At 60.7% G+C, this 22,595-nt stretch carries 20 protein-coding genes and 1 pseudogene; all 21 read left to right on the top strand.

Annotation, left to right across the window (positions count from 1 at the left end):
- Positions 1-19 precede the first annotated feature (19 nt).
- Positions 20-523 (top strand): type VI secretion system contractile sheath small subunit, encoded by a 504-nt coding sequence (gene tssB / locus PMI23_RS18615; RefSeq protein ID WP_003229587.1) that lies wholly within the window; start codon positions 20-22, stop codon positions 521-523.
- A gap of 25 nt (positions 524-548) precedes the next feature.
- Positions 549-2,024 carry a type VI secretion system contractile sheath large subunit gene (gene tssC / locus PMI23_RS18610; protein WP_007920272.1) on the top strand — a complete coding sequence of 492 codons (1,476 nt, stop codon included), beginning with the start codon at positions 549-551 and terminating at the stop codon, positions 2,022-2,024.
- 9 nt (positions 2,025-2,033) lie between these two features.
- Positions 2,034-2,441 carry a type VI secretion system baseplate subunit TssE gene (gene tssE / locus PMI23_RS18605; protein ID WP_007920274.1) on the top strand — a complete coding sequence of 136 codons (408 nt, stop codon included), beginning with the start codon at positions 2,034-2,036 and terminating at the stop codon, positions 2,439-2,441.
- 11 nt (positions 2,442-2,452) lie between these two features.
- Positions 2,453-2,746: pseudogene (locus PMI23_RS30195) on the top strand (PAAR domain-containing protein); the annotation flags it as partial.
- A gap of 1,215 nt (positions 2,747-3,961) precedes the next feature.
- A complete protein-coding gene (locus tag PMI23_RS18595; protein WP_177321062.1) occupies positions 3,962-4,369 on the top strand; it encodes a hypothetical protein in 408 nt (135 codons plus the stop codon).
- Positions 4,370-4,391: 22 nt separating this feature from the next.
- On the top strand, positions 4,392-4,769 hold the full coding sequence (locus PMI23_RS18590) for a hypothetical protein (RefSeq protein ID WP_007920280.1): 378 nt from the start codon (positions 4,392-4,394) through the stop codon (positions 4,767-4,769).
- Positions 4,770-4,809: 40 nt separating this feature from the next.
- Positions 4,810-5,169 (top strand): hypothetical protein, encoded by a 360-nt coding sequence (locus tag PMI23_RS18585; RefSeq protein WP_007920282.1) that lies wholly within the window; start codon positions 4,810-4,812, stop codon positions 5,167-5,169.
- Positions 5,166-5,618, top strand: a complete 453-nt coding sequence (locus PMI23_RS18580; protein WP_007920284.1) for a hypothetical protein — start codon at positions 5,166-5,168, stop codon at positions 5,616-5,618. The genes PMI23_RS18585 and PMI23_RS18580 overlap by 4 nt, the downstream gene beginning before the upstream one ends.
- A gap of 27 nt (positions 5,619-5,645) precedes the next feature.
- Positions 5,646-7,433 carry a type VI secretion system baseplate subunit TssF gene (gene tssF / locus PMI23_RS18575; protein ID WP_007920286.1) on the top strand — a complete coding sequence of 596 codons (1,788 nt, stop codon included), beginning with the start codon at positions 5,646-5,648 and terminating at the stop codon, positions 7,431-7,433.
- Entirely contained in the window at positions 7,397-8,404 is a 1,008-nt protein-coding gene (gene tssG, locus PMI23_RS18570) for a type VI secretion system baseplate subunit TssG (protein WP_007920288.1), read from the top strand. Before tssF ends, tssG begins: the two co-directional genes overlap by 37 nt.
- Before the next feature lie 11 nt (positions 8,405-8,415).
- A complete protein-coding gene (gene tssH, locus PMI23_RS18565; protein WP_007920290.1) occupies positions 8,416-11,073 on the top strand; it encodes a type VI secretion system ATPase TssH in 2,658 nt (885 codons plus the stop codon).
- Positions 11,074-11,083: 10 nt separating this feature from the next.
- Entirely contained in the window at positions 11,084-12,604 is a 1,521-nt protein-coding gene (locus tag PMI23_RS18560; RefSeq protein WP_007920292.1) for a sigma-54 interaction domain-containing protein, read from the top strand.
- Positions 12,605-12,697: 93 nt separating this feature from the next.
- Positions 12,698-12,838, top strand: coding sequence for a hypothetical protein (locus tag PMI23_RS18555; protein WP_007920296.1), 141 nt, complete (start codon positions 12,698-12,700; stop codon positions 12,836-12,838).
- A gap of 18 nt (positions 12,839-12,856) precedes the next feature.
- Positions 12,857-14,053, top strand: coding sequence for a type VI secretion system-associated FHA domain protein TagH (gene tagH, locus PMI23_RS18550; RefSeq protein ID WP_007920298.1), 1,197 nt, complete (start codon positions 12,857-12,859; stop codon positions 14,051-14,053).
- 5 nt (positions 14,054-14,058) lie between these two features.
- Positions 14,059-14,559 carry a type VI secretion system lipoprotein TssJ gene (gene tssJ, locus PMI23_RS18545; RefSeq protein ID WP_007920299.1) on the top strand — a complete coding sequence of 167 codons (501 nt, stop codon included), beginning with the start codon at positions 14,059-14,061 and terminating at the stop codon, positions 14,557-14,559.
- 2 nt (positions 14,560-14,561) lie between these two features.
- Positions 14,562-15,893 carry a type VI secretion system baseplate subunit TssK gene (gene tssK / locus PMI23_RS18540; protein WP_007920300.1) on the top strand — a complete coding sequence of 444 codons (1,332 nt, stop codon included), beginning with the start codon at positions 14,562-14,564 and terminating at the stop codon, positions 15,891-15,893.
- Between the two features lie 5 nt (positions 15,894-15,898).
- Entirely contained in the window at positions 15,899-16,774 is an 876-nt protein-coding gene (icmH, locus tag PMI23_RS18535) for a type IVB secretion system protein IcmH/DotU (RefSeq protein ID WP_007920301.1), read from the top strand.
- 13 nt (positions 16,775-16,787) lie between these two features.
- Positions 16,788-20,327 (top strand): type VI secretion system membrane subunit TssM, encoded by a 3,540-nt coding sequence (gene tssM / locus PMI23_RS18530; protein ID WP_007920302.1) that lies wholly within the window; start codon positions 16,788-16,790, stop codon positions 20,325-20,327.
- On the top strand, positions 20,327-21,055 hold the full coding sequence (locus tag PMI23_RS18525) for a PP2C family protein-serine/threonine phosphatase (RefSeq protein ID WP_007920303.1): 729 nt from the start codon (positions 20,327-20,329) through the stop codon (positions 21,053-21,055). The genes tssM and PMI23_RS18525 overlap by 1 nt, the downstream gene beginning before the upstream one ends.
- A complete protein-coding gene (locus PMI23_RS18520) occupies positions 21,052-22,053 on the top strand; it encodes a serine/threonine-protein kinase (RefSeq protein WP_007920304.1) in 1,002 nt (333 codons plus the stop codon). The genes PMI23_RS18525 and PMI23_RS18520 overlap by 4 nt, the downstream gene beginning before the upstream one ends.
- A 28-nt stretch (positions 22,054-22,081) precedes the next feature.
- Positions 22,082-22,595 (top strand): type VI secretion system tip protein TssI/VgrG (gene tssI, locus PMI23_RS18515; RefSeq protein WP_007950064.1); only part of this gene is annotated, 514 nt, incomplete at its 3' end.

The following is a 22,595-nucleotide window of genomic DNA, read 5'->3' as shown; positions in this document are numbered from 1 at the left end:
AACCGCAAGGAGAAAAGCCATGGCCAAAGAAGGCTCGGTAGCCCCCAAGGAACGCATCAACGTCACCTTCAAACCCGCCACCGGCGGTGCTCAGGAAGAGATTGAACTGCCGCTGAAGCTGCTGGCAATCGGTGACTACACCCACCGCAAGGACGATCGCAAAATCGAAGATCGCAAGCCGATCAGCATCGACAAGATGACCTTCGACGAAGTGTTGGCCAAGCAAGAACTGGGTCTGACGCTGAGCGTGCCGAACCGTCTGCAGGAAGATGGCGAGGCCGACGAGCTGGCTGTGCAACTGCGCGTCAATTCGATGAAGGACTTCAACCCGGCCAGCCTGGTCGAGCAAGTGCCTGAGCTGAAAAAACTGATGGAACTGCGCGATGCGCTGGTGGCCCTCAAAGGCCCGCTGGGTAACGCACCTGCGTTCCGTAAAGCGATCGAAGGCGTGCTCGCCGACGACGAATCCCGCGGTCGCGTACTCGGTGAGCTGGGCCTGAACGCCGCAGCCCCGGACGCCTGAGACTCCAGCCAAGGAAGCCAACACAATGAGCACTAGCGCAGCACAAGAGAAGAGCGCCGGCAACGGCGAGTACAGCATTCTCGACAGCATCATCGCCGAAACCCGTCTGACTCCGGACGACGAAGCCTACGACATCGCCAAGCGCGGTGTGTCGGCGTTCATCGAAGAACTGCTCAAGCCGCAGAACAACGGTGAGCCGGTCAAGAAGGCCATGGTTGACCGCATGATCGCCGAGATCGATGCCAAGCTCAGCCGTCAGATGGACGAAATCCTGCACCACCCGGACTTCCAGGCGCTGGAATCGTCGTGGCGTGGTCTGCAGTTGCTGGTCGACCGCACCAACTTCCGCGAAAACATCAAGATCGAAATCCTCAACGTCTCCAAAGAAGACCTGCTGGACGATTTCGAAGATTCGCCGGAAGTCATGCAGTCGGGCCTGTACAAGCACATCTACACCGCTGAATACGGCCAGTTCGGTGGTCAGCCTGTGGGCGCGATCATCGCTAACTACTACATGTCGCCGAGCTCGCCAGACGTCAAGCTGATGCAGTACGTGGCCAGCGTTTCGTGCATGTCGCACGCGCCGTTCATCGCTGCGGCCGGCCCGAAATTCTTCGGTCTGGAAAGCTTCACCGGCCTGCCGGATCTGAAAGATCTGAAAGACCACTTCGAAGGCCCGCAATTCGCCAAATGGCAGAGCTTCCGTACTTCGGAAGACTCCCGCTACGTTGGCCTGACCGTGCCGCGTTTCCTGCTGCGTAACCCGTACGATCCGGAAGAAAACCCGGTGAAATCGTTCGTGTACAAGGAAACCGTTGCCAACAGCCACGAGCACTACCTGTGGGGCAACACTGCTTACGCGTTCGGCACCAAGCTGACCGACAGCTTCGCCAAATTCCGCTGGTGCCCGAACATTATCGGCCCGCAGAGCGGTGGCGCGGTTGAAGATCTGCCGTTGCACCATTTCGAAAGCATGGGCGAAATCGAAACCAAGATCCCTACTGAGGTTCTGGTTTCCGACCGTCGTGAATACGAACTGGCCGAGGAAGGCTTCATCTCCCTGACCATGCGTAAAGGCTCCGACAACGCGGCGTTCTTCTCCGCCAGTTCGGTGCAGAAGCCGAAGTTCTTCGGCATCAGCGCAGAAGGCAAGGCGGCAGAGCTGAACTACAAGCTCGGCACCCAACTGCCGTACATGATGATCGTCAACCGCCTGGCTCACTACTTGAAAGTGCTGCAGCGCGAGCAACTCGGTTCGTGGAAAGAACGTACCGACCTCGAGCTGGAACTGAACAAGTGGATCCGTCAGTACGTCGCCGACCAGGAAAACCCGAGCGCCGAAGTGCGTGGCCGTCGTCCGCTGCGCGCTGCGCAAGTGATCGTCAGCGACGTTGAAGGCGAGCCGGGCTGGTACCGCGTGAGCTTGAACGTGCGTCCGCACTTCAAGTACATGGGTGCCGATTTCACCCTGTCGCTGGTTGGCAAGCTGGACAAAGAGTAAGAGCGACTCATGGACGGATACGGCAGCCTGTTCGAACGTCTCAACGGCGACGCGCAACTACGCAAGGGCAACAGCCTTGAGGCTTGTGCCATGGCGTCAGTGGCTGCCCATCTGGCCAAAATGCTCAGCACCCGGGCCGGCAGCGTGCAAACGCTGGCCGACTACGGGTTGCCCGATCTCAATGACATGCGTCTGAGCCTGCACGACTCCCTGAGTCAGGCCCGTCTGGCCATCGAAAACTTCATCGAAGCCTACGAGCCGCGCCTGAGCAATGTGCGTGTCATTTCCCTGCCGCGTGACCACGATCAACTTCGCCTCGCCTTCAGCATCGAAGGCCTGCTGGAAGTTGAAGGGTTCAAGCGTCAGGTCAGTTTTTCCGCGCGCCTGGATGGCAGCGGTCAAGTCAAGGTCACCTAAGGAGATCCCCGATGTCTGGCAAACCAGCAGCACGCGTATCCGACCCCACCGCTTGCCCGCTCCCCGGCCACGGCACCAACCCGATCGCCGCCGGTTCCGGTGACGTGTTCTTCGACGGCCTCGCGGCCGCCCGTGAAGGTGATGCCTCTGCGTGTGGTGGTGCGATGTCCGGCGATCTGGCGACCACGGTTTTGATCAATGGCAAACCGGCCGCCACGGTCGGCTCCGTTGGATCTCACGGCAACAAGGTTACGGCAGGTTCCGGGACGGTGATCATCGGGAATTCGCATTCGCCAGTGCCATTTTCGGGGCTTGCCGCCATAGCGGTTATCGCGGCGCTGGATTACCGACTGGGTTTGAAGTCCGGTGGCAACTCGGTACTGACGCCGCTGGAAATTCCAGACTTCGACGAGCTGAAATCAGGAACATCGAAAAACCGTGAATTGGTCGATTTCGTTGTCGAGAACCGCATGGATGCAGCTGACAGTGTGACGCTGGAAGTGCTGGACGGCGAGAAGTTGGTATACGCCGAAGCCAATACCGCGCCGTTCCTCCCGCCAGGCAAGCATCCATGGCAATGGGACGGCTACGACACAGCCGGCGTCCTCGATACCAAAGTCCTGAAAAGCCCGAACCTGAAAGTGCGCCTCACTGCGACCGGGGCGGGAAAACAGCAAGTGACTGAAGTGAAGCTTGATTGCTCGGCTAAAAAGGTGAAATGGGTCGATGTGCGTGTTGACCGCAACGCCAAGACCGTTGAAGTCACGTTACGCCCGAGCTTTTCGGATGGCGGCAGCAGTGGTTCCACACCCGGACTGGTACCCACGCCTTTCAGCACGTTGCTTGGCTGGGCCAAGGAAGGTATCGAGTTGTACTGGTCGCGTAATGGCGCGCGCGGCGGCGGTATCGCCGAGGGCATCACGACCAGCAAAGGCCTTTACAAAGTCACGGTCAAAACCGAGATCAACGTCGAGCCCAAAGCCGGGAATTTCCCTCTGATTGATTCGCTGTCGGCGGACTTCGGTCGTTCCACCAGTCTTGCGATTGCAAGAAAGGTTTATCACAACGCCGGTTATGCCTATGAAAGCTACGTTGTTCAACGACGTCGAACTCCAGAGTTCGCTAGAGACATTGCCAGAGAAGAGTTCAAAGAAACGTCGGCTCATGAGTTTGGTCATTTGATTCTCAATGAGTACGGCGGGGGAATCATCCCCGGTTACTCCTGGACTCACAAAGAAACATCGACATTGATGCAAAACCCTAAGGACAACCACCCGACGCCGAACGCCGGCGAGGTGGATGTCATGCATTACTTCAGCAGTTACACGCAGTCCTCCGCTGATCTGCAAAAGAGAATGGCGGCGTCTGAACAGGACGTCAAAAGCCTGCTTTGGCTGGCAAGGGTCGAGTTCGATGACTAGGTTGACCGGTCTCATCTTGCCGTTCGTTTCCCTTTATGGCTGTGCTGCTCAGCAGGTGTACCAGCGCGAGTGGACAATCAGCGAGGCATCGGTTTGTCCATGAAACTGCCAAGAACGATTTTGATGATGAGATGGGTAAGCTTCTTCGCGTGCTTCGTTTCGCTGATTGCATGCGCTGCGCAGCAGGTCTATCGCAATGATGTTTACCTGCTGAACACTTGTGGAGTACCGCTGGAACTGACGCTGGCAAACGACTCCAACTATGACGATCAGCCACGCAGTTTCACGTTAAACCCGAACCAGCGCAGTTCCATCGGCAACTACCAGTCATTCGGTGAAGACGTATCGGGTCAGATCAGCGACCAGTACAGCCTGTCGATCAAAAGCCAGAACGCGACTAAGTCCATCGACGCGCAGACCTTGCGAAAGGCAGTAGCGAGCATCAAAAAAACTGAAGAAAAAGCTGTCCGTTCGTGGACGGTCGATACCGGGGCTTTCTGCCCATGAAGCACTGGTTCGGGTTGGCTCGATGAAACTCAGAGCCTGGCAATGTCTCATCGCTTTTCTCAGCTCGGTCGGTTTGCTGGCGATTCTGGTCGGCTTGACGCTGCTGGTGCGAATGGAAAGCTCGACCGAACCAAAGCTATTCGCGCATCCCAACGCGTTGTGGGTTGGCGCCGAGGATGGCGGGGTATTCGTCGAGATTACCAAGCACGAAGCGCCGGACTATTACGTGGAAATTCGTCACGAAAATGGTGGGATGTGGACTGAAGGCTGGGTTCGATATGGCACCAGGGACAGCCATCCACTCAGCGCTGCGGCAATTGGTGGCTACGGCGGTGAAGAGCTCTATGTCTATACGGGTGTCGCGATCACGCCGCAAAAACAGGGAGTTGCGCAGCGATGAATCAATACGTGCCAGCGACCCCGGGGCAGGAGACGGACGCATGACCGACTCAGGTCGCTTCGCAATGATTTGGCTGCAGCGCTTGCTACTCGTGGTGGGAGCGTTCGCTTGCATGCTCTATTTTGCTGCGCACGCGCTTTCCAACGCTTTTATGTTGCTGATGGACCGCGAAAATTTTATCCCTGCGCAGTCGTCCATCTGGACATTCGAACCTTACGAAATCAATCAAGGTTCTTCGTCTTACTGGCTCTACGGTGAGGACAGGGACAACTATTACTTTTTTGCGTACGTCCCTGAACATTCATATCGCGTAATCGCGAAAGACAATGGGTGCGCAGGCTTCGACAAGCGCGATGTCCGCACATGGTGCATGGATCACGCTGTGGAGGTTCGCCGATGACCGACTCATCAAGCGAGATGCTCATGCTCAGTCGCGCGCAACTCAGCTTCTTCATGGCTGCATTGTGGTGGCCATTGCTGGCGGTGTTGGCGATCAGTTCCTATGACCTGTGGAGTGGCGAGTATTCAACACCCGAGTCGTCCGGGATTTATTGGCAGTACCTGTTGTGGTGGGGAATTCCCGGGCTTTTGGGTTTTTCGCTATGGATGTCCCGATCGGCGCAGAGCCGCAACGAGCAACAGGCACTGCGGATGGTTTGGTGGGCGCCGGTGAAGTTCATCCCGTTCTACGCCGTGCCATGGATGCTGTATGGCCTGCTCAGTCTGGTCGTCGGTCAGCTCAGTGATGCCTACATGGCGTACGGCTGGATCTCGATTGTGCCGTTCCTGCTGATTGGCGGTTATGTCTGTGCCGGCGTGACGGTCGCGCTCTACAGGATATTTTTTTGATGCGTTTCACTACCAGGCAGGTAACCCGTGTCGTTTAACCACTACTACCAAAGCGAACTCACCGCACTGCGCCAACTCGGTCGCCGTTTCGCCGAGCGTAGTCCGGCGCTGGCGCCGTATCTGGGCCAGGCCGGGCGGGATCCGGATGTGGAGCGGTTGCTCGAAGGCTTTGCGTTTCTGACCGGGCGGCTGCGCCAGAAGCTCGATGACGAGCTGCCGGAGCTCAGCCATTCGTTGATGCAATTGCTGTGGCCGAACTACATGCGTCCGCTGCCGGCGTTCAGCATTTTGCAGTTCGATCCGCTCAAGCGTTCCGGGCCGGCATTACGCGTCGAGCGCGATACGCCGATCGAAAGCAAGCCGATCGAAGACGTGCGTTGCCGCTTCCGTACTTGCTACCCGACTGACGTGCTGCCGCTGGATCTGGCCGCGTTGAATTACTCGGTGAAGGGCGACGGCTCGCTGCTCAGCCTGCGTCTGGAAATGAGCGCCGACGGTCACCTCGGTGAACTGGAACTGAGCAAGCTGCGTCTGCACTTTGCCGGCGAGCGCTATATCAGCCAGATGCTCTACCTGAGCCTGCTGCGCAACCTTGAAGGCATCGAACTGATCCCGCTCGACGGCGCCGGCAAACCGATTGATGGCGTCAGCGGCAAGCCGATGGCGTTCAAGATTCCCGGTGATCGGGTCAAACCGGTGGGCTTTGCCGAAGAAGAAGCGTTGATCCCGTATCCGCTAAACACCTTCCGCGGCTATCGCTACCTGCAGGAATACTTCGCCTTCCAGGACAAATTCCTGTTCGTCGACGTCAACGGTCTGGACATCATCAACGCGCTGCCGGAAGACACCCTCAAGCAGATGCGTGGCCTCGAATTGCGCTTCGATATTCGCAAGAGCGGCATCATGCGCATGCGGCCGACGCTGGATAACGTGAAGCTGTTCTGCACGCCAATTGCCAACCTGTTCGCCCACGACGCGCTGCCGATCCGCCTCGACGGCAAGCAGGACGAATACCTGCTGCTGCCAGCGGAATACGATCTGGAAAACTGCGGCGTGTTCTCGGTGGAAACCGTGACCGGCTGGAAGCCCGGCGGTCTTGGTTATCAGGAATATGTGCCGTTCGAATCCTTCGAGCACGACCCGAGTTTCGACGTGCCCAACAGCCGTCCGCACTACAGCATTCGCCAGCGTTCTTCGCTGTTGCACGATGGCCTCGACACCTACCTGAGCTTCGGCATCCGCCATACCGAAGCCCATGAAACCCTGTCGATCGAGCTGATCTGCACCAACCAGAACCTGCCGCGCAAGCTCAAGCTTGGCGACATCTGCATGGCCTGCGAAGAGACGCCGGAGTTCCTCAGTTTCCGCAACATCACCCCGGCCACGTCGAGCTTCGCGCCGCCGCTGAACCGTGACTTCCTGTGGAAGCTGATCAGCAACATGTCGCTTAACTATCTGTCGCTGGCCGACGTCAATGCGTTGAAGGTGATTCTCGAAACCTACGACCTGCCGCGCTACTACGACCAGCATGCGGAGAAGGTCAGCAAACGTCTGCTCGGCGGCCTCAAGCACATCAAGCATCACCACGTCGACCGCTTGCACCGTGGGTTGCCGGTGCGCGGTTTGCGCACCGAACTGACCATCGACCCGGAAGGGTACATCGGCGAAGGCGACCTGTTCGTTTTCGCTTCGGTTCTTAACGAGTTTTTCGCGCTTTACGCCAGTCTCAATTCATTCCATGAGCTGCGCGTAAAAAGCACACAGGGAGAGGTGTACCAATGGACACCACGTATGGGCCTGCAGCCCCTGCTTTAAGCGGGCTGACCAAGGTAATACGCGAGTACTCGCTGTTTCAGGCCGTGCTGCTGGTGATCGACCGGCTGCGCGAGGCACACCCGCACCTGAGCGAAGACGATCTGTACGACCACGTGGAGTTCCAGGCCAACCCGAGCCTGGGCTTTCCGCGCAGCGACGTCGATCGCGTCGAGTTTTTCGAAGAGCACGGGCAGATGCGCGCGCGCATGCGTTTCAACCTGATCGGCCTGGTCGGCTCGGGTTCGCCGCTGCCGGCGTTCTATGGCGAACAAGCCCTGGGCGACAGCGAAGACGGCAACCCGACACGCAACTTCCTCGACCTGTTCCACCATCGCCTGCAACGGCTGATGCTGCCGATCTGGCGCAAGTACCGCTATCGCGCGAGCTTCCAGAGCGGCGCGATCGACCCGTTCTCGTCGCAGTTGTTCGCCCTGATCGGTCTGGGCGGCGACGAGATCCGCAAGGCCAAGGAGCTCAACTGGAAACGCCTGCTGCCGTACCTCGGTCTGCTCAGCTTGCGGGCGCACTCGGCGGCGTTGATCGAAGCCGTGCTGCGTTACTACTTCAAGCACGAAGACCTGGTCATCGAGCAGTGCATCGAGCGCCGCGTAGAAATTCTCGAAGAGCAGCGCAATCGTTTGGGCCGCGCCAACAGCCTGCTCGGCGAAGACCTCGTGCTCGGCGAACACGTGCGCGACCGCAGCGGCAAATTCCGCATTCACATCACCGAACTCGACTGGCAGCGATTCCATGAATTCCTGCCGATCGGTTTCGGTTACCAGCCGCTCTGCGCGCTGGTGCGGTTCACTTTGCGTGACCCGCTCGATTACGACATCCGCCTGGTGTTGCGCCAGGAAGAAATCCGCGAACTGCGCATCGGTGAGCAGAACGCCTGTCGCCTCGGTTGGACCAGTTGGCTGGGCCGCGAAAAAGCGGACGGCGTGGTGACCCTGGGCAGCAAAATTCATTAAGGACGTGAGCCATGATCAACGTAGACCTGCAACAACTCATCCAGGCGCTGGACGCCGAAACCCGTCGTGATCTGGAACGTTCCGCCGAGCGTTGCGTGGCCCGTGGCGGTAGCAAGATCCTCGTCGAAGATTTGATGCTCGGCCTGCTCGAGCGTCCGAACGGCTTGCTGTCGCGCGCACTGCAGGATGCAGACGTCGACGCCGGTGAACTCAGCGCCGCGCTGCAATCGCGCGTCGAACACAGCGCTTCGCGCAATCCGGTGTTCGCCCCGGAACTGGTGCAGTGGCTGCAAGATGCGCTGCTGGTGGCCAACCTCGAACTGGGCCAGACCCAGGTCGAAGACGCCGCGCTGATCCTTGCGCTGCTGCGCAACCCGATGCGCTACGCCGGCAGCCGCTATCAGCCGCTGCTCGCCAAGCTGAACATCGATCGCCTGAAGGAATTTGCCCTGTCGCAACAGGAGCAACCGGCAGCCAATGGCAAACCGGCCGCGCAGGGCGAATCGCTGTTGCAGCGCTTCACCCACAACCTGACCCAACAGGCCCGTGACGGCAAACTCGACCCGGTGCTGTGCCGTGACGGCGCGATCCGCCAGATGGTCGACATCCTCGCCCGTCGCCGCAAAAACAACCCGATCGTCGTCGGTGAAGCTGGCGTGGGTAAGACGGCTATCGTCGAAGGCCTGGCTTCGCGCATCGCCGCCGGTGAAGTGCCGCAAGTGCTCAAAGGCGTTGAACTGCTGTCGCTGGACATGGGCCTGTTGCAGGCCGGCGCCAGCGTCAAAGGTGAATTCGAACGTCGCCTCAAAGGCGTGATCGACGAAGTCAAAGCTTCGCCGAAACCGATCATTCTGTTCATCGACGAAGCTCACACCCTGATCGGCGCGGGGGGCAACGCTGGCGGTTCCGACGCGGCCAACCTGCTGAAACCGGCACTCGCCCGTGGCGAATTGCGCACCATCGCCGCCACCACTTGGGCCGAGTACAAGAAATACTTCGAGAAAGACCCGGCGCTGGCCCGTCGTTTCCAACCGGTGCAATTGCACGAACCGACTGTCAGTGAAGCGGTGACCATCCTCCGTGGTCTGGCCCAGGTTTACGAGAAGAGCCACGGCATCTATCTGCGTGATGACGCGGTGGTCTCGGCGGCTGAACTGTCCGCACGTTATCTGGCCGGTCGGCAACTGCCGGACAAAGCCGTCGACGTCCTCGACACTGCTTGCGCCCGCGTACGCATCAGCCTCGCCGCTGCCCCGGAAAGCCTTGAGCGCCTGCGTGGCGAACTGGCTGAAGGTGGCCGTCAGCGTCAGGCCCTGCGCCGCGATGCCGAAGCCGGTCTGCTGATCGACCACGAAGCGCTGGATGCACTGGAAGCGCGTCTGGACGAAGCCGAAGACGAAATGGTCGCGCTGGAAACCCTGTGGACTGAACAGAAGCAACTGGCCGAGCGCCTGTTGGAATTGCGTCAGCAACTGGCCAAGGCTCGTGAAGCCGCCGCTGTCGAGCCGACCGTCACCGTTGAAGAAGACGCCGAAGGCACCGTGATCGAAACCGTCGCTGCCGAAGTCGAAGAAGGCCAAAGCGTCGAAACGCTGGAAGCCCAACTCAACGAAACCCACAGCGCCTTGACCGCCGCTCAAGTCAAAGAGCGTCTGGTCAGCTTCGAAGTGTGCCCGCGTCTGGTCGCCGAAGTGATCAGCGCCTGGACCGGCGTGCCATTGGCGCAACTGGCCCGCGAGCACAACGCCAAGGTCGCCAGTTTCGCCACCGACCTGCGCACGCGCATCCGTGGTCAGGAACAAGCCGTGCACGCACTGGACCGCTCGATGCGCGCCACCGCTGCCGGCCTGAACAAACCTGACGCGCCGGTCGGCGTGTTCCTGCTGGTCGGCCCGAGCGGCGTCGGTAAAACCGAAACCGCACTGGCCCTCGCTGATTTACTGTACGGCGGTGATCGTTTCATCACCACCATCAACATGTCCGAGTTCCAGGAGAAGCACACCGTCTCCCGTCTGATCGGCGCGCCACCGGGCTACGTCGGTTACGGCGAGGGCGGCATGCTCACCGAAGCCGTACGCCAGAAACCGTACTCGGTGGTGTTGCTCGATGAAGTCGAAAAGGCTGACCCGGACGTGCTCAACCTGTTCTACCAAATCTTCGACAAAGGCGTGGCCAACGACGGCGAAGGTCGCGAGATCGACTTCCGCAACACGTTGATCCTGATGACCTCGAACCTCGGCAGCGACCGCATCAGCGACCTTTGCGAAAACGGCGCACGCCCGACGGCCGAAGTGCTCGAAGAAACCATTCGCCCGGTGCTGAGCAAACACTTCAAACCGGCGCTGCTGGCGCGGATGAAAGTGGTGCCGTACTACCCGGTCGGCGGCCCGGTGCTGCGCGAGCTGATCGAGATCAAACTCGGTCGTCTCGGCGAGCGTCTCAACCGTCGTCAGCTGGATTTCAGCTGGTGCCAGAACCTCGTCGATCACCTGTCCGAGCGCTGCACGCAAAGCGACAGCGGTGCGCGCCTGATCGATCATCTGCTCGATCAGCACGTGCTGCCGCTGGTGGCAGATCGTTTGCTCGACGCCATGGCTACCGGCGAAAGCCTCAAGCGTGTACATGCCACGCTCGACGGTGAAGCCAGCGTGACGTGCGAGTTCGCCTGAGGTGGGTGTGATGTTCACTCAGGTGCCGCAGCCACTGGTCTATGCCGAAGCGTTGCTGGCGCAGTTCGCCAGTCTGTCGCGGGCGGCGGACGGTGCTGCGTTGCTGGGTGACTTCGTGCGCGGGTTGGCCGAGCTGAGCGGTTGCGAATTGACGCAGCTGTATCTGCTCGACGCCACCCACACGTGCCTGGGGATGAACGCCGAATGCCTCGACGGTGCCTTGCAACCGCGCGAAGCGGCGAGCCTGCCGGCGGATTACAACGGTGAGCAACTGCTGCAATTCGCCCTGTGCCAGAACCGCGTGGTGTGCCTCGACGACTTGAGCGGCAGCCTGCACGAAACCAGTTTTCTGCCGGCGGCGAACTCGCCGTGGCAGTCGCTGCTGTGCGTACCACTGGTCAATCAGCACAAAGCTGTTGAAGGTTTGCTGCTGTGCGCCAGCCGTCGTCGCACCAACCTGCAAGGCTTCGCCGATTCCCTCGGCCAGCTCGGCTCGTTCGTGCTTGGCCAGTTGCATTTGCTGCAACGCCTGCGCCAGCCACTGGCGGAGTCGGCCACGGTAGCGCGCAGCGTGCCGAGCATCAGTGGCTATGGCTTGATCGGCAAAAGCGCGGCGATGCGCCAGACCCATTCGCTGATCAGCAAAGTCCTGCACAGTCCGTACACCGTGTTGTTGCGCGGCGAAACCGGCACAGGCAAGGAAGTTGTCGCCCGGGCGATTCACGATTGCGGCCCGCGTCGGTCGCAGGCGTTTATCGTGCAGAACTGCGCGGCGGTTCCGGAAAATCTGCTGGAAAGTGAACTGTTCGGCTATCGCAAAGGCGCCTTCACTGGTGCCGACCGCGACCGCGCTGGTCTGTTCGATGCGGCCAATGGCGGCACGTTGTTGCTCGACGAGATCGGCGACATGCCGTTGTCGTTGCAGGCGAAGATCTTGCGCGTGTTGCAGGAAGGTGAGATCCGTCCGCTGGGCTCCAACGACACGCACAAAATCGATGTACGCATCATCGCCGCAACGCACCGCGATCTGTCGACGCTGGTCAGCGAAGGCAAATTCCGCGAGGACTTGTACTACCGCCTCGCGCAATTCCCGATCGAGCTGCCGGCGCTGCGTCAGCGCGAAGGCGACATCCTCGAACTGGCCCAGCACTTCGCCGAGAAGACCTGCACGTATTTGCAGCGCGATCCGGTGCGCTGGTCGAGCGCGGCGCTGGAACACCTGTCCGGCTACAACTTCCCCGGCAACGTGCGTGAACTCAAGGCCTTGGTCGAGCGTGCGGTGCTGTTGTGCGAGGGCGGCGAGTTGCTCGCCGAGCATTTCTCCCTGCGCATGGAGGCAATGCCGGAAGACAACAGCCACCTGAATTTGCGCGAACGTCTGGAGCAGGTCGAACGCACGTTATTGCTTGACTGCCTGCGCAAGAACGACGGCAACCAGACCCTCGCCGCCCGCGAGCTCGGCCTTCCGAGGCGCACGCTGCTGTATCGGCTCGGCCGTCTGAACATCAATCTGGGAGATTTCGATGGGTAGGCAAAAAGTCATCGAAATCCTCGCAAAAACCAATTTCAGCGCCGCCCGCAAGGGTCGGCGCTTTGTGCTTTGTCTACCCCTGGAGACCCTCTGATGTCTGTTCGTCACTGGCAAGCTGTCCTGCTGACCCTCGTCGTTCTATGCGGCCTGGGCGGCTGTAGCGGCAATTACAAATTCAACGACAACGACTATCGCCCGTTGGGTGATCCGCAAGCGGTCAATCGCGGCAAGTGACCGCAAGGAGCATCAAACATGGAATTGGTTTTCGAAATGCTGAACACCAAGCAGTTCGTGCCCACCGAGTTGTGCCAGAAGACCTTTAAACAGGCCGGCGGCGTGATCGGGCGGGGCGAGGACTGCGACTGGATCATCCCTGACCGCAAGCGTCACCTGTCCAATCACCACGCGATTGTCAGCTACCGCGAAGGCACGTTCTTCCTGACTGATACCAGCAGCAACGGTGTCCAGGACGGCGAAAGCGGTGCGCGTCTGCACAAAGGCGAACCGGTGCGCATCGAACACGGCAGCACCTACGTGCTGGGCGACTTCGAAATTCGCGCGCGGCTGGTGCGCGACCCGGCGACCTTCGACGGTGAAGTCGGCCGCCCGCGCGCTGCTGGCAGCATCATTCCCGACGACGCGTTCCTCGATCTCGACCCGCTCAATGCCCTCGAACAGCAAGAGCGTGTGTATTCGGAAATCGACGAACTGCTGGCGCCGAACACCAAGCCTGAGGACTCCCGTCAACGCGCCGACTACGCGCGCATCGACATGGAAAGCCTGATGGTGCCGGAGCTGATTGCCGCGCCCGTCGAACCTGAACCCGCTCCGGCGCCGAAAGCCGTTGAGCGTCAAAGCGAAGGTTTCTGGGAGCACTTCGGTGCGGCGCTGGGCGTCGACGTCAAAGGCCTCAGCCACGACGAACGCGAAGCCCTGGCGCTGAATGCTGCGCGTCTGTTGCGCCAAAGCATCGGCGGTTTGCAGCAGAGCCTGCGCACTCGTTCGGAACTGAAAAACGAACTGCGTCTGGCCCAGACCACCGTGCAAGGCACCAACAAGAACCCGCTGAAATTCGCCGTCGATCCGAGCGAAGCCCTGCAGATTCTGTTGCAGCCAAGCAAGCCCGGCCATCTGCCGGCCGAGCAAGCCATTTCCCGCGCGTTCCGCGACCTGCAGGCGCATCAAGTGGCACTGCTGACCGCCAGCCGCGCCGCCGTACGCGGCACGCTGGAGCATTTCTCGCCGGAGCAACTGACCCTGCGTTTCGAGCGCGACAACAAGCCGTTGATCGCCACCTCGGGCGGGCGCTGGAGAGCGTTCGGCCGATATCACCAGGCGCTGCGTCAGGACGATGACTGGAGCGAGCGTCTGCTGGCCCGCGACTTTGCCCAGGCTTACGAAGAACAGATCCGCCTGATCTCCACCCTCCACACCGACCACCAAGGATGATGCGCATGTCTCGCCGCTCGACCGCTTTTTTCAAGACGCTGACTGCGCTCACCGTGCTGGTGCTGCTCGCCGGTTGCTCGTCGCTGTCGCCGTACTCGAAAGTGACCAAGATCAACCTGAAGCTGACCGGCAGCGATCAGCTCAACCCGGACCTCAACGGTCGGCCGTCGCCGATCGTCGTGCGCCTGTTCGAACTCAAGCACCCGGTGACCTTCGAGAACGCTGACTTCTTCAGCCTTTACGAACGCGCCAAGGAATCCCTCAATCCGGATCTGGTGGCCAGCGAAGAGCTTGAGCTGCGCCCGGGTGAAACCGTGGAGATGAAGCTCAAGGTGGAAGAGGGCAGCCTTTATGTTGGCGTTCTCGCCGCTTACCGCGACTTGCCGGACACCCAATGGCGCCACACCGTTCAGATCACTCCGCTGGAGGTCACTGAAGTCGATCTGACTCTGGACCAGACCGGCATCCGCAACACCAATCAAGTGCTCGCCAAGGCGGATGACTGATCATGAATACCCATAAAGTCATTTGGCAGGAAGGCATGCTGCTGCGTCCGCAGCACTTCCAGCACAACGATCGTTATTACGATCACCAGATGAAAACCCGCACCCAATTGCTGGGTGGCTACACCTGGGGTTTCCTCAATCTGGAGATCGACTTGCAGTTCCTCAACATGGGCAAACTGGTGATCAGTGAAGCCTCGGGGATTCTGCCGGACGGCAGCCTGTTCGAACTCGGTGGCAACACCGAGCCGCTGGCGCTGGACGTACCGCCGAACACCGGCAACACGCCGATCTACCTGGCGCTGCCGCTGGTCACCGGTAACCACATCGAGTCGCGCCGCCCGGAGCAATCCGACGTGCTCGCGCGTTACACCGCGTACGACGCCGAAGTGGCCGACTCCAACGCCGGCGACGATTCCGCCAGCCAGGTCAGCTGCGGTCGCCCGGACTTCAAACTGTTGCTCGGCGAGCAGCAGAGCGATCAGGCTTACGTGAAGTTGAAGATCTGCGACGTGCTCGACACCACGCCGGACGGCGTGATCAGCCTCGACCCGGATTTCGTGCCGACCTACATTCAGGCCCACGCCTCCAGCTATCTGCTGTCGTGCCTGAAAGAAGTCATCAGCATGCTCAACCACCGTGGCGACACGATTGCCGAGCGGATTCGCTCCAACGGCAAGGTCGGCGGTGCCGAAGTCGGCGACTTCATGATGCTGCAACTGATCAACCGCACCGAACTGCTGCTGCGCCACTACCTCGGCCTGGAGCAAGTGCACCCGGAAGAGTTGTACCGCACGCTGCTGACCATGCTCGGCGATCTGGCGACCTTTTCCGGCGAGAGCAAACGCCCGCGCCTGGACAGCCGCTACTCCCACGCCGATCAGGGCGGGAGCTTCCGCAAACTGATGGAAGCGATTCGTCAGGTGCTGTCGATGGTGCTCGAACAGCACGCCATCGAACTGATCCTGCAAGCGCGTCAGTACGGCATCATCGTCTCGCCGTTGCACGACCACAAACTGCTCGGCTCGGCGTCGTTCGTGCTGGCAGCCAGTGCCAACTGCGACTCCGAAGAACTGCGCCATCGCTTGCCGGCGCACCTCAAGGTCGGCCCGGTGGAGCGTATCCGCCAACTGGTCAACCTGCACTTGCCGGGGATCAAGGTCAAACCGTTGCCGGTGGCCCCGCGGCAGATCGCGTTCCATTCGAACAAAACCTATTTCATCCTCGAACTCAGTTCCGAAGACCTGGCACAACTCGAGCGCTCCGGCGGTTTCGCGTTCCATGTGTCCGGCGAATTCGCCGAGCTTGAACTGAAATTCTGGGCCATCAGGAACTGACCGACATGATCAAGGAAACGGATTACAACCAGGACGACAAAACCGTCCTGCTCGATCGTCAAGGCCACGGACCGGCATCGAGTCCGCTGACCGACTTCGCCGCGCCGCCGCGTTTCGAGCAACTGGAAGAACGCATGATCTACGCCGCGCGCCTGCGCCCGGCAGAAGCGTTCAACATCAGTCTCAATTCGCTGGTGGCGGCGTCGTCCGAGCTGCTTTCGGAAGTGGTGCGCCTCAAGCACAGCGAAACCCGCGAAGACTTGTACGCACTCAACGAGCGTCTGACTGCCGGGCTGAAATTGTTTGAAGTACGCGCCCTGCACAACGGCGCCGAAAGCAGCCAGGTGATGGCCGCGCGTTACGTGCTCTGCACCGTGGTCGACGAAGCTGTCGTGACCACACCGTGGGGCAACGAAAGCGAGTGGTCGCAGATGAGTCTGCTGAGTAGCTTCCACAACGAAACCTTCGGTGGCGAGAAGTTCTTCCAGTTGCTCGATCGCCTGTCGAAAAACCCGGTCAAGCACTTGCCGATGCTCGAGCTGATGTACCTGTGCCTGTCCCTCGGTTTCGAGGGCAAGTACCGCGTACAGGCACGCGGCATGCTCGAGCTTGAAGGCATCCGTGACGCCTTGTACCGGCAGATCCGTCAGTTGCGTGGCGACGTGCCGCGCGAGTTGTCGCCGCACTGGGAAGGTCTCAACGATCAGCGTCGCAACCTGGTGCGCATCGTGCCGGCGTGGATGGTGGTGTTGTTCACTTTGGTCTGTCTGGTGGTGATGTATTCGGGCTTCGCCTGGGTCTTGGGCGAGCAGCGCGACACCGTTCTGCAACCTTATCAGCCGCTTGATCCGGCCGCGGTGCAACCGCAGTCGCAGCCGTAAACAGGGACGTGTGATGAAAAAGTTTTTCAAGAAAGTCGGCGCCTTCCTGCGCCAGACCTGGGTCTGGACTTTGCTGTTGGTGCTGTTCGTGGCGCTGCTGGTGTGGTTCGTCGGCCCGTTGTTGGCGGTTGATGACTACAAGTTCTGGGAGAGCTCGACCTCTCGCTTGCTGACCATCGCTGTGCTGTTCCTGATCTGGGGCCTGACCATGGTCTTCGTCAGCTGGCGCGCGGGTATCCGCAAGAAAGCCGAGGAAGAAAGCGAAGACGGCCAGGACCGCATTCGTCGCGAAGAGCTGATCGACGAAGAGCAGAAGGAGTTGAAGGCGCGCTTCAAAGACGCGCTGAAAACCCTGAAGACTTCCAGCCTGTATCGCGGCCGCAGCGAGCGCTGGCGCAGTGACTTGCCGTGGTACCTGTTGATCGGTCCGCAGGCCTCGGGCAAGACCAGCCTGCTGGACTTTTCCGGTCTGGAATTCCCGATCAACAAGATCGACCGCAAGCTGACCCGCGACACCCTCGGCACCCGTCATTGCGACTGGTACTTCGCCGACCACGGTGTGCTGATCGACACCGCCGGGCGTTACACCACGCAACCGGATGTGGAAGTCGACGGCGGTGCCTGGACAACGCTGCTGGAGCTACTGCGCAAGCGTCGTCGCGGGCGTCCGTTGAACGGCGTGCTGGTGACCATTCCGGTGGAAACCCTGCTCGGCGGCAGTGAGCAGGACATCGACACCCTCGCGCGCCAGATTCGCGGCCGTCTGCAAGACGTGCATCAGAAACTGCACGTCGACGTGCCGGTCTATCTGGTCCTGAGCAAGGCTGACAAGCTGCTCGGCTTCGACGAGTTCTTCGATCAACTGACCCGCGAAGAAAGCGATCAGGTGCTCGGCACCAGTTTCCGCAAGGATCAGATCGGCACTGACGTTGCTGTGCTGCGCAACGAATTCGAAGAACTGCTGCGTCGCCTCAACAGCCAAGTGATCATGCGCATGCACTCCGAGCGCGATACCCAGCGCCGTGGCCGCATCCTCGACTTCCCGCATCAACTCGGACAGATCGGCGAGCGCCTGTGCCTGTTCGTCGACATGGCGTTCACCGGCAACCGTTATCAGCGTGCCACGCAGCTGCGCGGTTTCTACCTGACCAGCGCGCCGCACCTGACCCAAGAGATGGATGCGACCACCGCCGGCATCGGCGCCAGCCTCGGCATGAGCGCCGGTGTGCTGCCGACCCTGCGCAGCGGTCGTTCGCGGTTCATTCATCACTTGTTCAGCCAGGTGATTTTCCCGGAATCCGATTTGGCTGGTCTGGACAAGCGCGAACGCAGCCGCATTCATTGGGGCCAGCGTGCGCTGTACGTTGGCGCACTGGCGGCACTGGCACTGTTCGGCATGCTCTGGGCGGGTGGTTTCTCGGCCAACTACGAGCGTCTGGAAAACTTGCGCAATCTGGCGCAGAACTGGACGCAACAACGCACGGCATTGTCGCCGCGTGATGATGCCATGGGCGTGCTGAAAACCCTCGACAGCAGCTACGCCGCGACGCAGGTGTTCCCGAAGAAGGGCGACGTTTCGTATCACGAACGTGGCGGTCTGTATCAGGGCGAAGACGTCAATCCAGTGGTCAAAGAGGCTTACGAGCGCGAGCTTGAAAAGCAACTGCTGCCACGGGTAGCGACGATGCTCGAAGGGCAGATCCGCGCCAACATGAAGGACCGCGACCGCCTGCTCAACAGCCTGCGCGCGTACCTGATGTTGAACATGAAGGACCGTCGCGATGCCGCATGGCTCAAGGACTGGGTCGCCACTGACTGGTCGACGCGCTACACCGGCAACACCGCTGTGCAGAACGGTTTAAGCGCGCATCTGGAACGTCTGCTGAAGCAGCCGTTTATCTACCCGCTGAACGATCAGTTGGTCACTCAGGCGCGTCAGGTCTTGCGCAGCGAATCGCTGGCCACGGTGGTTTACCGCATGCTCCGCGAGCAGGCGCGCAACCTGCCGGACTACCGTTTCAGCCAACACCTCGGTCCACAAGGCTCGCTGTTTATCGGCACCGAATACGTGATCCCGGGCTTCTACACGCAAACCGGTTATCAGCAGTATTTCTCGGTACAGGGTTCGGCGCTGGTTACCGACATCCTGCGTGACAACTGGGTGCTGGGCGAAGGTGCGGGCATCAGCGACATGGACTTGCGTCGTCTGATGGTCGAGCTGGAGCAACTGTACTTCCGCGACTACGCCAACTATTGGAGCGAAGCGGTTGGCCAGGTTGCCCTGCCGCCGATCAGCGACGCCGGTGAAGGCGCCGAACAACTGGCGGGCCTGACCTCGGCCAACTCGCCGGTGCTGGCATTGCTCACTGAAGTGCGTGAGAACACCCGCTTCCAGGCCGCTGCAGATCCTGTCGAAGAAGCTGGCGACGCTGCTGATGCGCTGGCTGGGCAGAAAGGCAAACTGGGTAAGGTTGGCAAACTTGCCGCCGCCGCAGCAGACAAGGCTTCGGCCCTGAACGTGGCGAAGACCCTGCCGGACACCGCGAAGAAGTCGCTGCAACGCCGCTTCGAACCGCTGCATCGTTTGCTCGATGACAACAACGGCCCGGCGGCGGACCTGACGCCAGCGCTGAACGCGCTCAACGACCTGCAACTGCAACTGGCCGGCCTGGCCCGTTCCAGCACGCCGGAACAAGCCGCGTTCGAAATGGCGAAAACCCGCATGAGCGGCCAGCGTGATGCGCTGACCAACCTGCGCAATGCGTCTAGCCGTCTGCCGCGTCCGCTCAGCGTGTGGTTCAACGTGCTGGCCGAAGACTCGTGGCGTCTGGTGCTTAACGATGCTTACCAATACCTGAACGGCCGTTATCAGAACGAGCTGTACAGCGTGTATGGCAAAACCATCAGCAAGCGTTATCCGTTCAGCGCCAGCAGCACCAGCGACGTGGCGATCAGCGATTTCCGCGAGTTCTTCCGCGCTCAAGGCACCGTCGACCGCTTCTTCGACAGCTACATGCGTCCGTTCGTCAGTGGCGATCCGGGCAACTACCGCATGCGCAGCGTCGACGGTCACAGCCTGCCGGTGTCGAAAATGTATCTGGACCAGATGGCGGCGGCGCTGACGATTCGTCAGAGCTTCTTCTCGATCAACCCGGCCGAGCCGACCGTGCAGTTCAAACTGGAGCCGTACACCCTCGACCCGGCGGTCAGCCGTTCCGAGTTCAAGTTCGGCGACAAGACCATGGAATACCGCCACGGTCCGATCCTGCCAATGTCGTTCAAATGGCCGACCGATGCTGAGGACGGTCGCACCAGTCTGGTCATGGACAAAATGGCCGGGCGCCCGATCGGCATCGAGAAGAACTCCGGCCCATGGTCGCTGTTCCGTCTGTTCGACCTGATGCAGACCGAGTACCTGAGCGGTCGCGACGTGCTGGTGCTGAAAGCCGACGTAGGTGGCCTGCGCGCCAACTACCTGCTGACCAGCCAGCGCACGCCGAACCCGTTCGACATGGGCGTACTGCGCACCTTCCGTATGCCGGTGCAGCTCTGATGCTCGTGGCCAGTGCCTGGCGCAGCGCGGCGCGTACCGACCCGGGCAAGGTGCGGGCGCGCAACGAAGATGCTTTCCTCGACTCGCCACAGCAGGGGCTGTGGGTGGTCGCGGACGGCATGGGCGGTCATCAGGGTGGCGACATCGCCAGCCAGTTGATCGTCGCCAGCCTGGCTGAACTGCCGCAACACGAGGACTTCGACGAACGCCTCAAAGCCATTCGCCAGTGCCTGCACTGGCTGAACCGGCGTTTGGGGCAGGAGTTGACGGTCACCGCCGGACGCCACGACAGCATCATGGGCAGCACCGTCGTCGCGCTGCTGGTGGAAGGTAATCGCGCGGCCTGCATCTGGGCCGGCGACAGCCGTTGCTACATGTGGCGCGGGCAGCGGTTGTATCAGCTGTCCAAGGACCATTCGCTGCAACAGCAATTGATCGACGAGCAACAAATGAGCGTCGAACAAGCGGCAGCGCACCCGGCGGCTCAGGCCTTGACCCGAGCCGTCGGCGCGGCCGAAACACTGACCCTGGATGTACTGGAACTCGAGGTCTATCCGGGCGATGCGTTTTTGCTCTGCAGCGATGGTTTGTATCAGGGCCTGAGCAGCGATGCCCTCGGCAACGCCCTCAGCCTCAGCGCGCCGCACGTGGCGCTGGAACGTTTGTTCGACGGCGCCCTGCGTGGGGCCGCGCGCGACAACCTGACAGCCGTGGTGATCCGCCAATGACTGAAATCGAATCCTCAGTCGATGACTTGCTGATGAGCGAAGAACAGGCCAACAACCTGACCTACTTCGCCTTCGCCAAGGAAAACAAAGCAGCACCTTTGCTGGCGCCAACCAAGGCCAGCATCGGTGTTCTGCCGGACGTACTCGCCGGTCGCTACCACCTCGAGCGCCTGCTCGGGGCCGGTGGCATGGGCGCCGTTTACCGGGCGCGGGATCTGCTGCACGAACAGTTCGGTGATCCCGATCCTTACATCGCGCTGAAAATCCTCAGCGAAGAATTTGCCGAATCGCCGGACGCCAGTGCCTTGCTCTACAGCGAGTTCGCCCTGACCCGACGCCTGCGCCACGACAACGTCGTGCGTGCGCACACCTTTGAAGTCGACACCGATTGCCAGCGGGCCTTCATCACCATGGAATACATGCGTGGCCTGACCCTGGACAAATTGCTCTGCGAGCGGCCCCTCGGCCTGCCGTGGCAAGAGCTGCGCGACATCGTCCTGCCGCTGCTCGACACGCTGGCCTACGCCCACGGTCGCGGCGTGCTGCACGGTGACATGAAACCGAGCAACGTCATGCTCAGCGAAGACGGCTTGCGCCTCTTTGACTTCGGCCTCGGTCAGGCAGAGGAGGGTGTGATGCCCGGCCTGCCGCATCTGAGCCGCGAACGCTTCAACGCCTGGACCCCGGGCTACGCCGCCCCCGAACTGCTTGAGGGCCAACCGTTGTCGGCCAGCGCGGACGTGTACGGCGTGGCCTGCGTGATCTACGAACTGGCGGGCGGCAAACACCCGTTCCGCCGCTTGCCCTCGACCCAGGCCCGCGACGAGCACCTGGAGCGCGAGCTGCATGCGCCGGCGAACTTACCGAAACACGGCTGGCCAGCGCTGCGAACCGCGCTGAGCTTCGACCCGGCAGAACGCAGCATCACTGCCCAACAATTGCGTGACGCCTTGGGCGCCACTTCGTCCTGGCTGCAACGTCTGCGACTTCGGGCGTAACGGATGACATTCGAACAGGGAGCACTTTATGTTCAACCCAGCTAACGAAACCCACTTCAGCCTCAAGGTCGAAGACTACGTCGGCGACCTGCAAGTGCTGTCGTTCACCGGCACCGAAGGCATCAGCCAGCCGTATCGTTTCGACCTCGAACTGGTCAGCGAAAACCCTGATCTGGACCTTGAGCAACTGCTGCACAAGCAGGCGTTTCTGGCGTTCGATCCACAAGGCTCGGGCATCCACGGCCAGATCTACCGCGTTGCCCAAGGCGATGCCGGCAAGCGCCTGACTCGCTACAAAGTGTCGATGGTGCCGCAACTGCAATACCTGCATCACCGCACCAACCAGCGCATCTACCAGCAGATGTCGGCGCCGAAAATCATCGCGTTGATCCTCGAAGAACATGGCATCAAGGGCAACGCCTACAGCTTCCAGCTCAGCCAGCCATGCCCGGATCGCGATTACTGCGTGCAGTACGACGAAACCGACCTGCACTTCGTCCAGCGTCTGTGCGAAGAGGAAGGCATTCACTACCACTTCCAGC

Source organism: Pseudomonas sp. GM24, assembly GCF_000282235.1.
GTDB lineage: Bacteria > Pseudomonadota > Gammaproteobacteria > Pseudomonadales > Pseudomonadaceae > Aquipseudomonas.
This window is presented reverse-complemented; position numbering and strand designations above follow the sequence as displayed.

What these genes read in the sequence shown, in the direction of transcription:
- tagH (WP_007920298.1), top strand. Translation starts at nt 12,857, where the DNA reads ATGGAATTGGTTTTCGAAATGCTGAACACCAAGCAGTTCGTGCCCACC.
- PMI23_RS18555 (WP_007920296.1), top strand. Translation starts at nt 12,698, where the DNA reads ATGTCTGTTCGTCACTGGCAAGCTGTCCTGCTGACCCTCGTCGTTCTA.
- tssB (WP_003229587.1), top strand. Translation starts at nt 20, where the DNA reads ATGGCCAAAGAAGGCTCGGTAGCCCCCAAGGAACGCATCAACGTCACC.
- PMI23_RS18585 (WP_007920282.1), top strand. Translation starts at nt 4,810, where the DNA reads ATGACCGACTCAGGTCGCTTCGCAATGATTTGGCTGCAGCGCTTGCTA.
- PMI23_RS18520 (WP_007920304.1), top strand. Translation starts at nt 21,052, where the DNA reads ATGACTGAAATCGAATCCTCAGTCGATGACTTGCTGATGAGCGAAGAA.
- icmH (WP_007920301.1), top strand. Translation starts at nt 15,899, where the DNA reads ATGATCAAGGAAACGGATTACAACCAGGACGACAAAACCGTCCTGCTC.
- PMI23_RS18590 (WP_007920280.1), top strand. Translation starts at nt 4,392, where the DNA reads ATGAAACTCAGAGCCTGGCAATGTCTCATCGCTTTTCTCAGCTCGGTC.
- tssJ (WP_007920299.1), top strand. Translation starts at nt 14,059, where the DNA reads ATGTCTCGCCGCTCGACCGCTTTTTTCAAGACGCTGACTGCGCTCACC.
- PMI23_RS18560 (WP_007920292.1), top strand. Translation starts at nt 11,084, where the DNA reads ATGTTCACTCAGGTGCCGCAGCCACTGGTCTATGCCGAAGCGTTGCTG.
- tssH (WP_007920290.1), top strand. Translation starts at nt 8,416, where the DNA reads ATGATCAACGTAGACCTGCAACAACTCATCCAGGCGCTGGACGCCGAA.
- tssE (WP_007920274.1), top strand. Translation starts at nt 2,034, where the DNA reads ATGGACGGATACGGCAGCCTGTTCGAACGTCTCAACGGCGACGCGCAA.
- tssG (WP_007920288.1), top strand. Translation starts at nt 7,397, where the DNA reads ATGGACACCACGTATGGGCCTGCAGCCCCTGCTTTAAGCGGGCTGACC.
- PMI23_RS18580 (WP_007920284.1), top strand. Translation starts at nt 5,166, where the DNA reads ATGACCGACTCATCAAGCGAGATGCTCATGCTCAGTCGCGCGCAACTC.
- tssK (WP_007920300.1), top strand. Translation starts at nt 14,562, where the DNA reads ATGAATACCCATAAAGTCATTTGGCAGGAAGGCATGCTGCTGCGTCCG.
- tssM (WP_007920302.1), top strand. Translation starts at nt 16,788, where the DNA reads ATGAAAAAGTTTTTCAAGAAAGTCGGCGCCTTCCTGCGCCAGACCTGG.
- PMI23_RS18525 (WP_007920303.1), top strand. Translation starts at nt 20,327, where the DNA reads ATGCTCGTGGCCAGTGCCTGGCGCAGCGCGGCGCGTACCGACCCGGGC.
- tssC (WP_007920272.1), top strand. Translation starts at nt 549, where the DNA reads ATGAGCACTAGCGCAGCACAAGAGAAGAGCGCCGGCAACGGCGAGTAC.
- PMI23_RS18595 (WP_177321062.1), top strand. Translation starts at nt 3,962, where the DNA reads ATGAAACTGCCAAGAACGATTTTGATGATGAGATGGGTAAGCTTCTTC.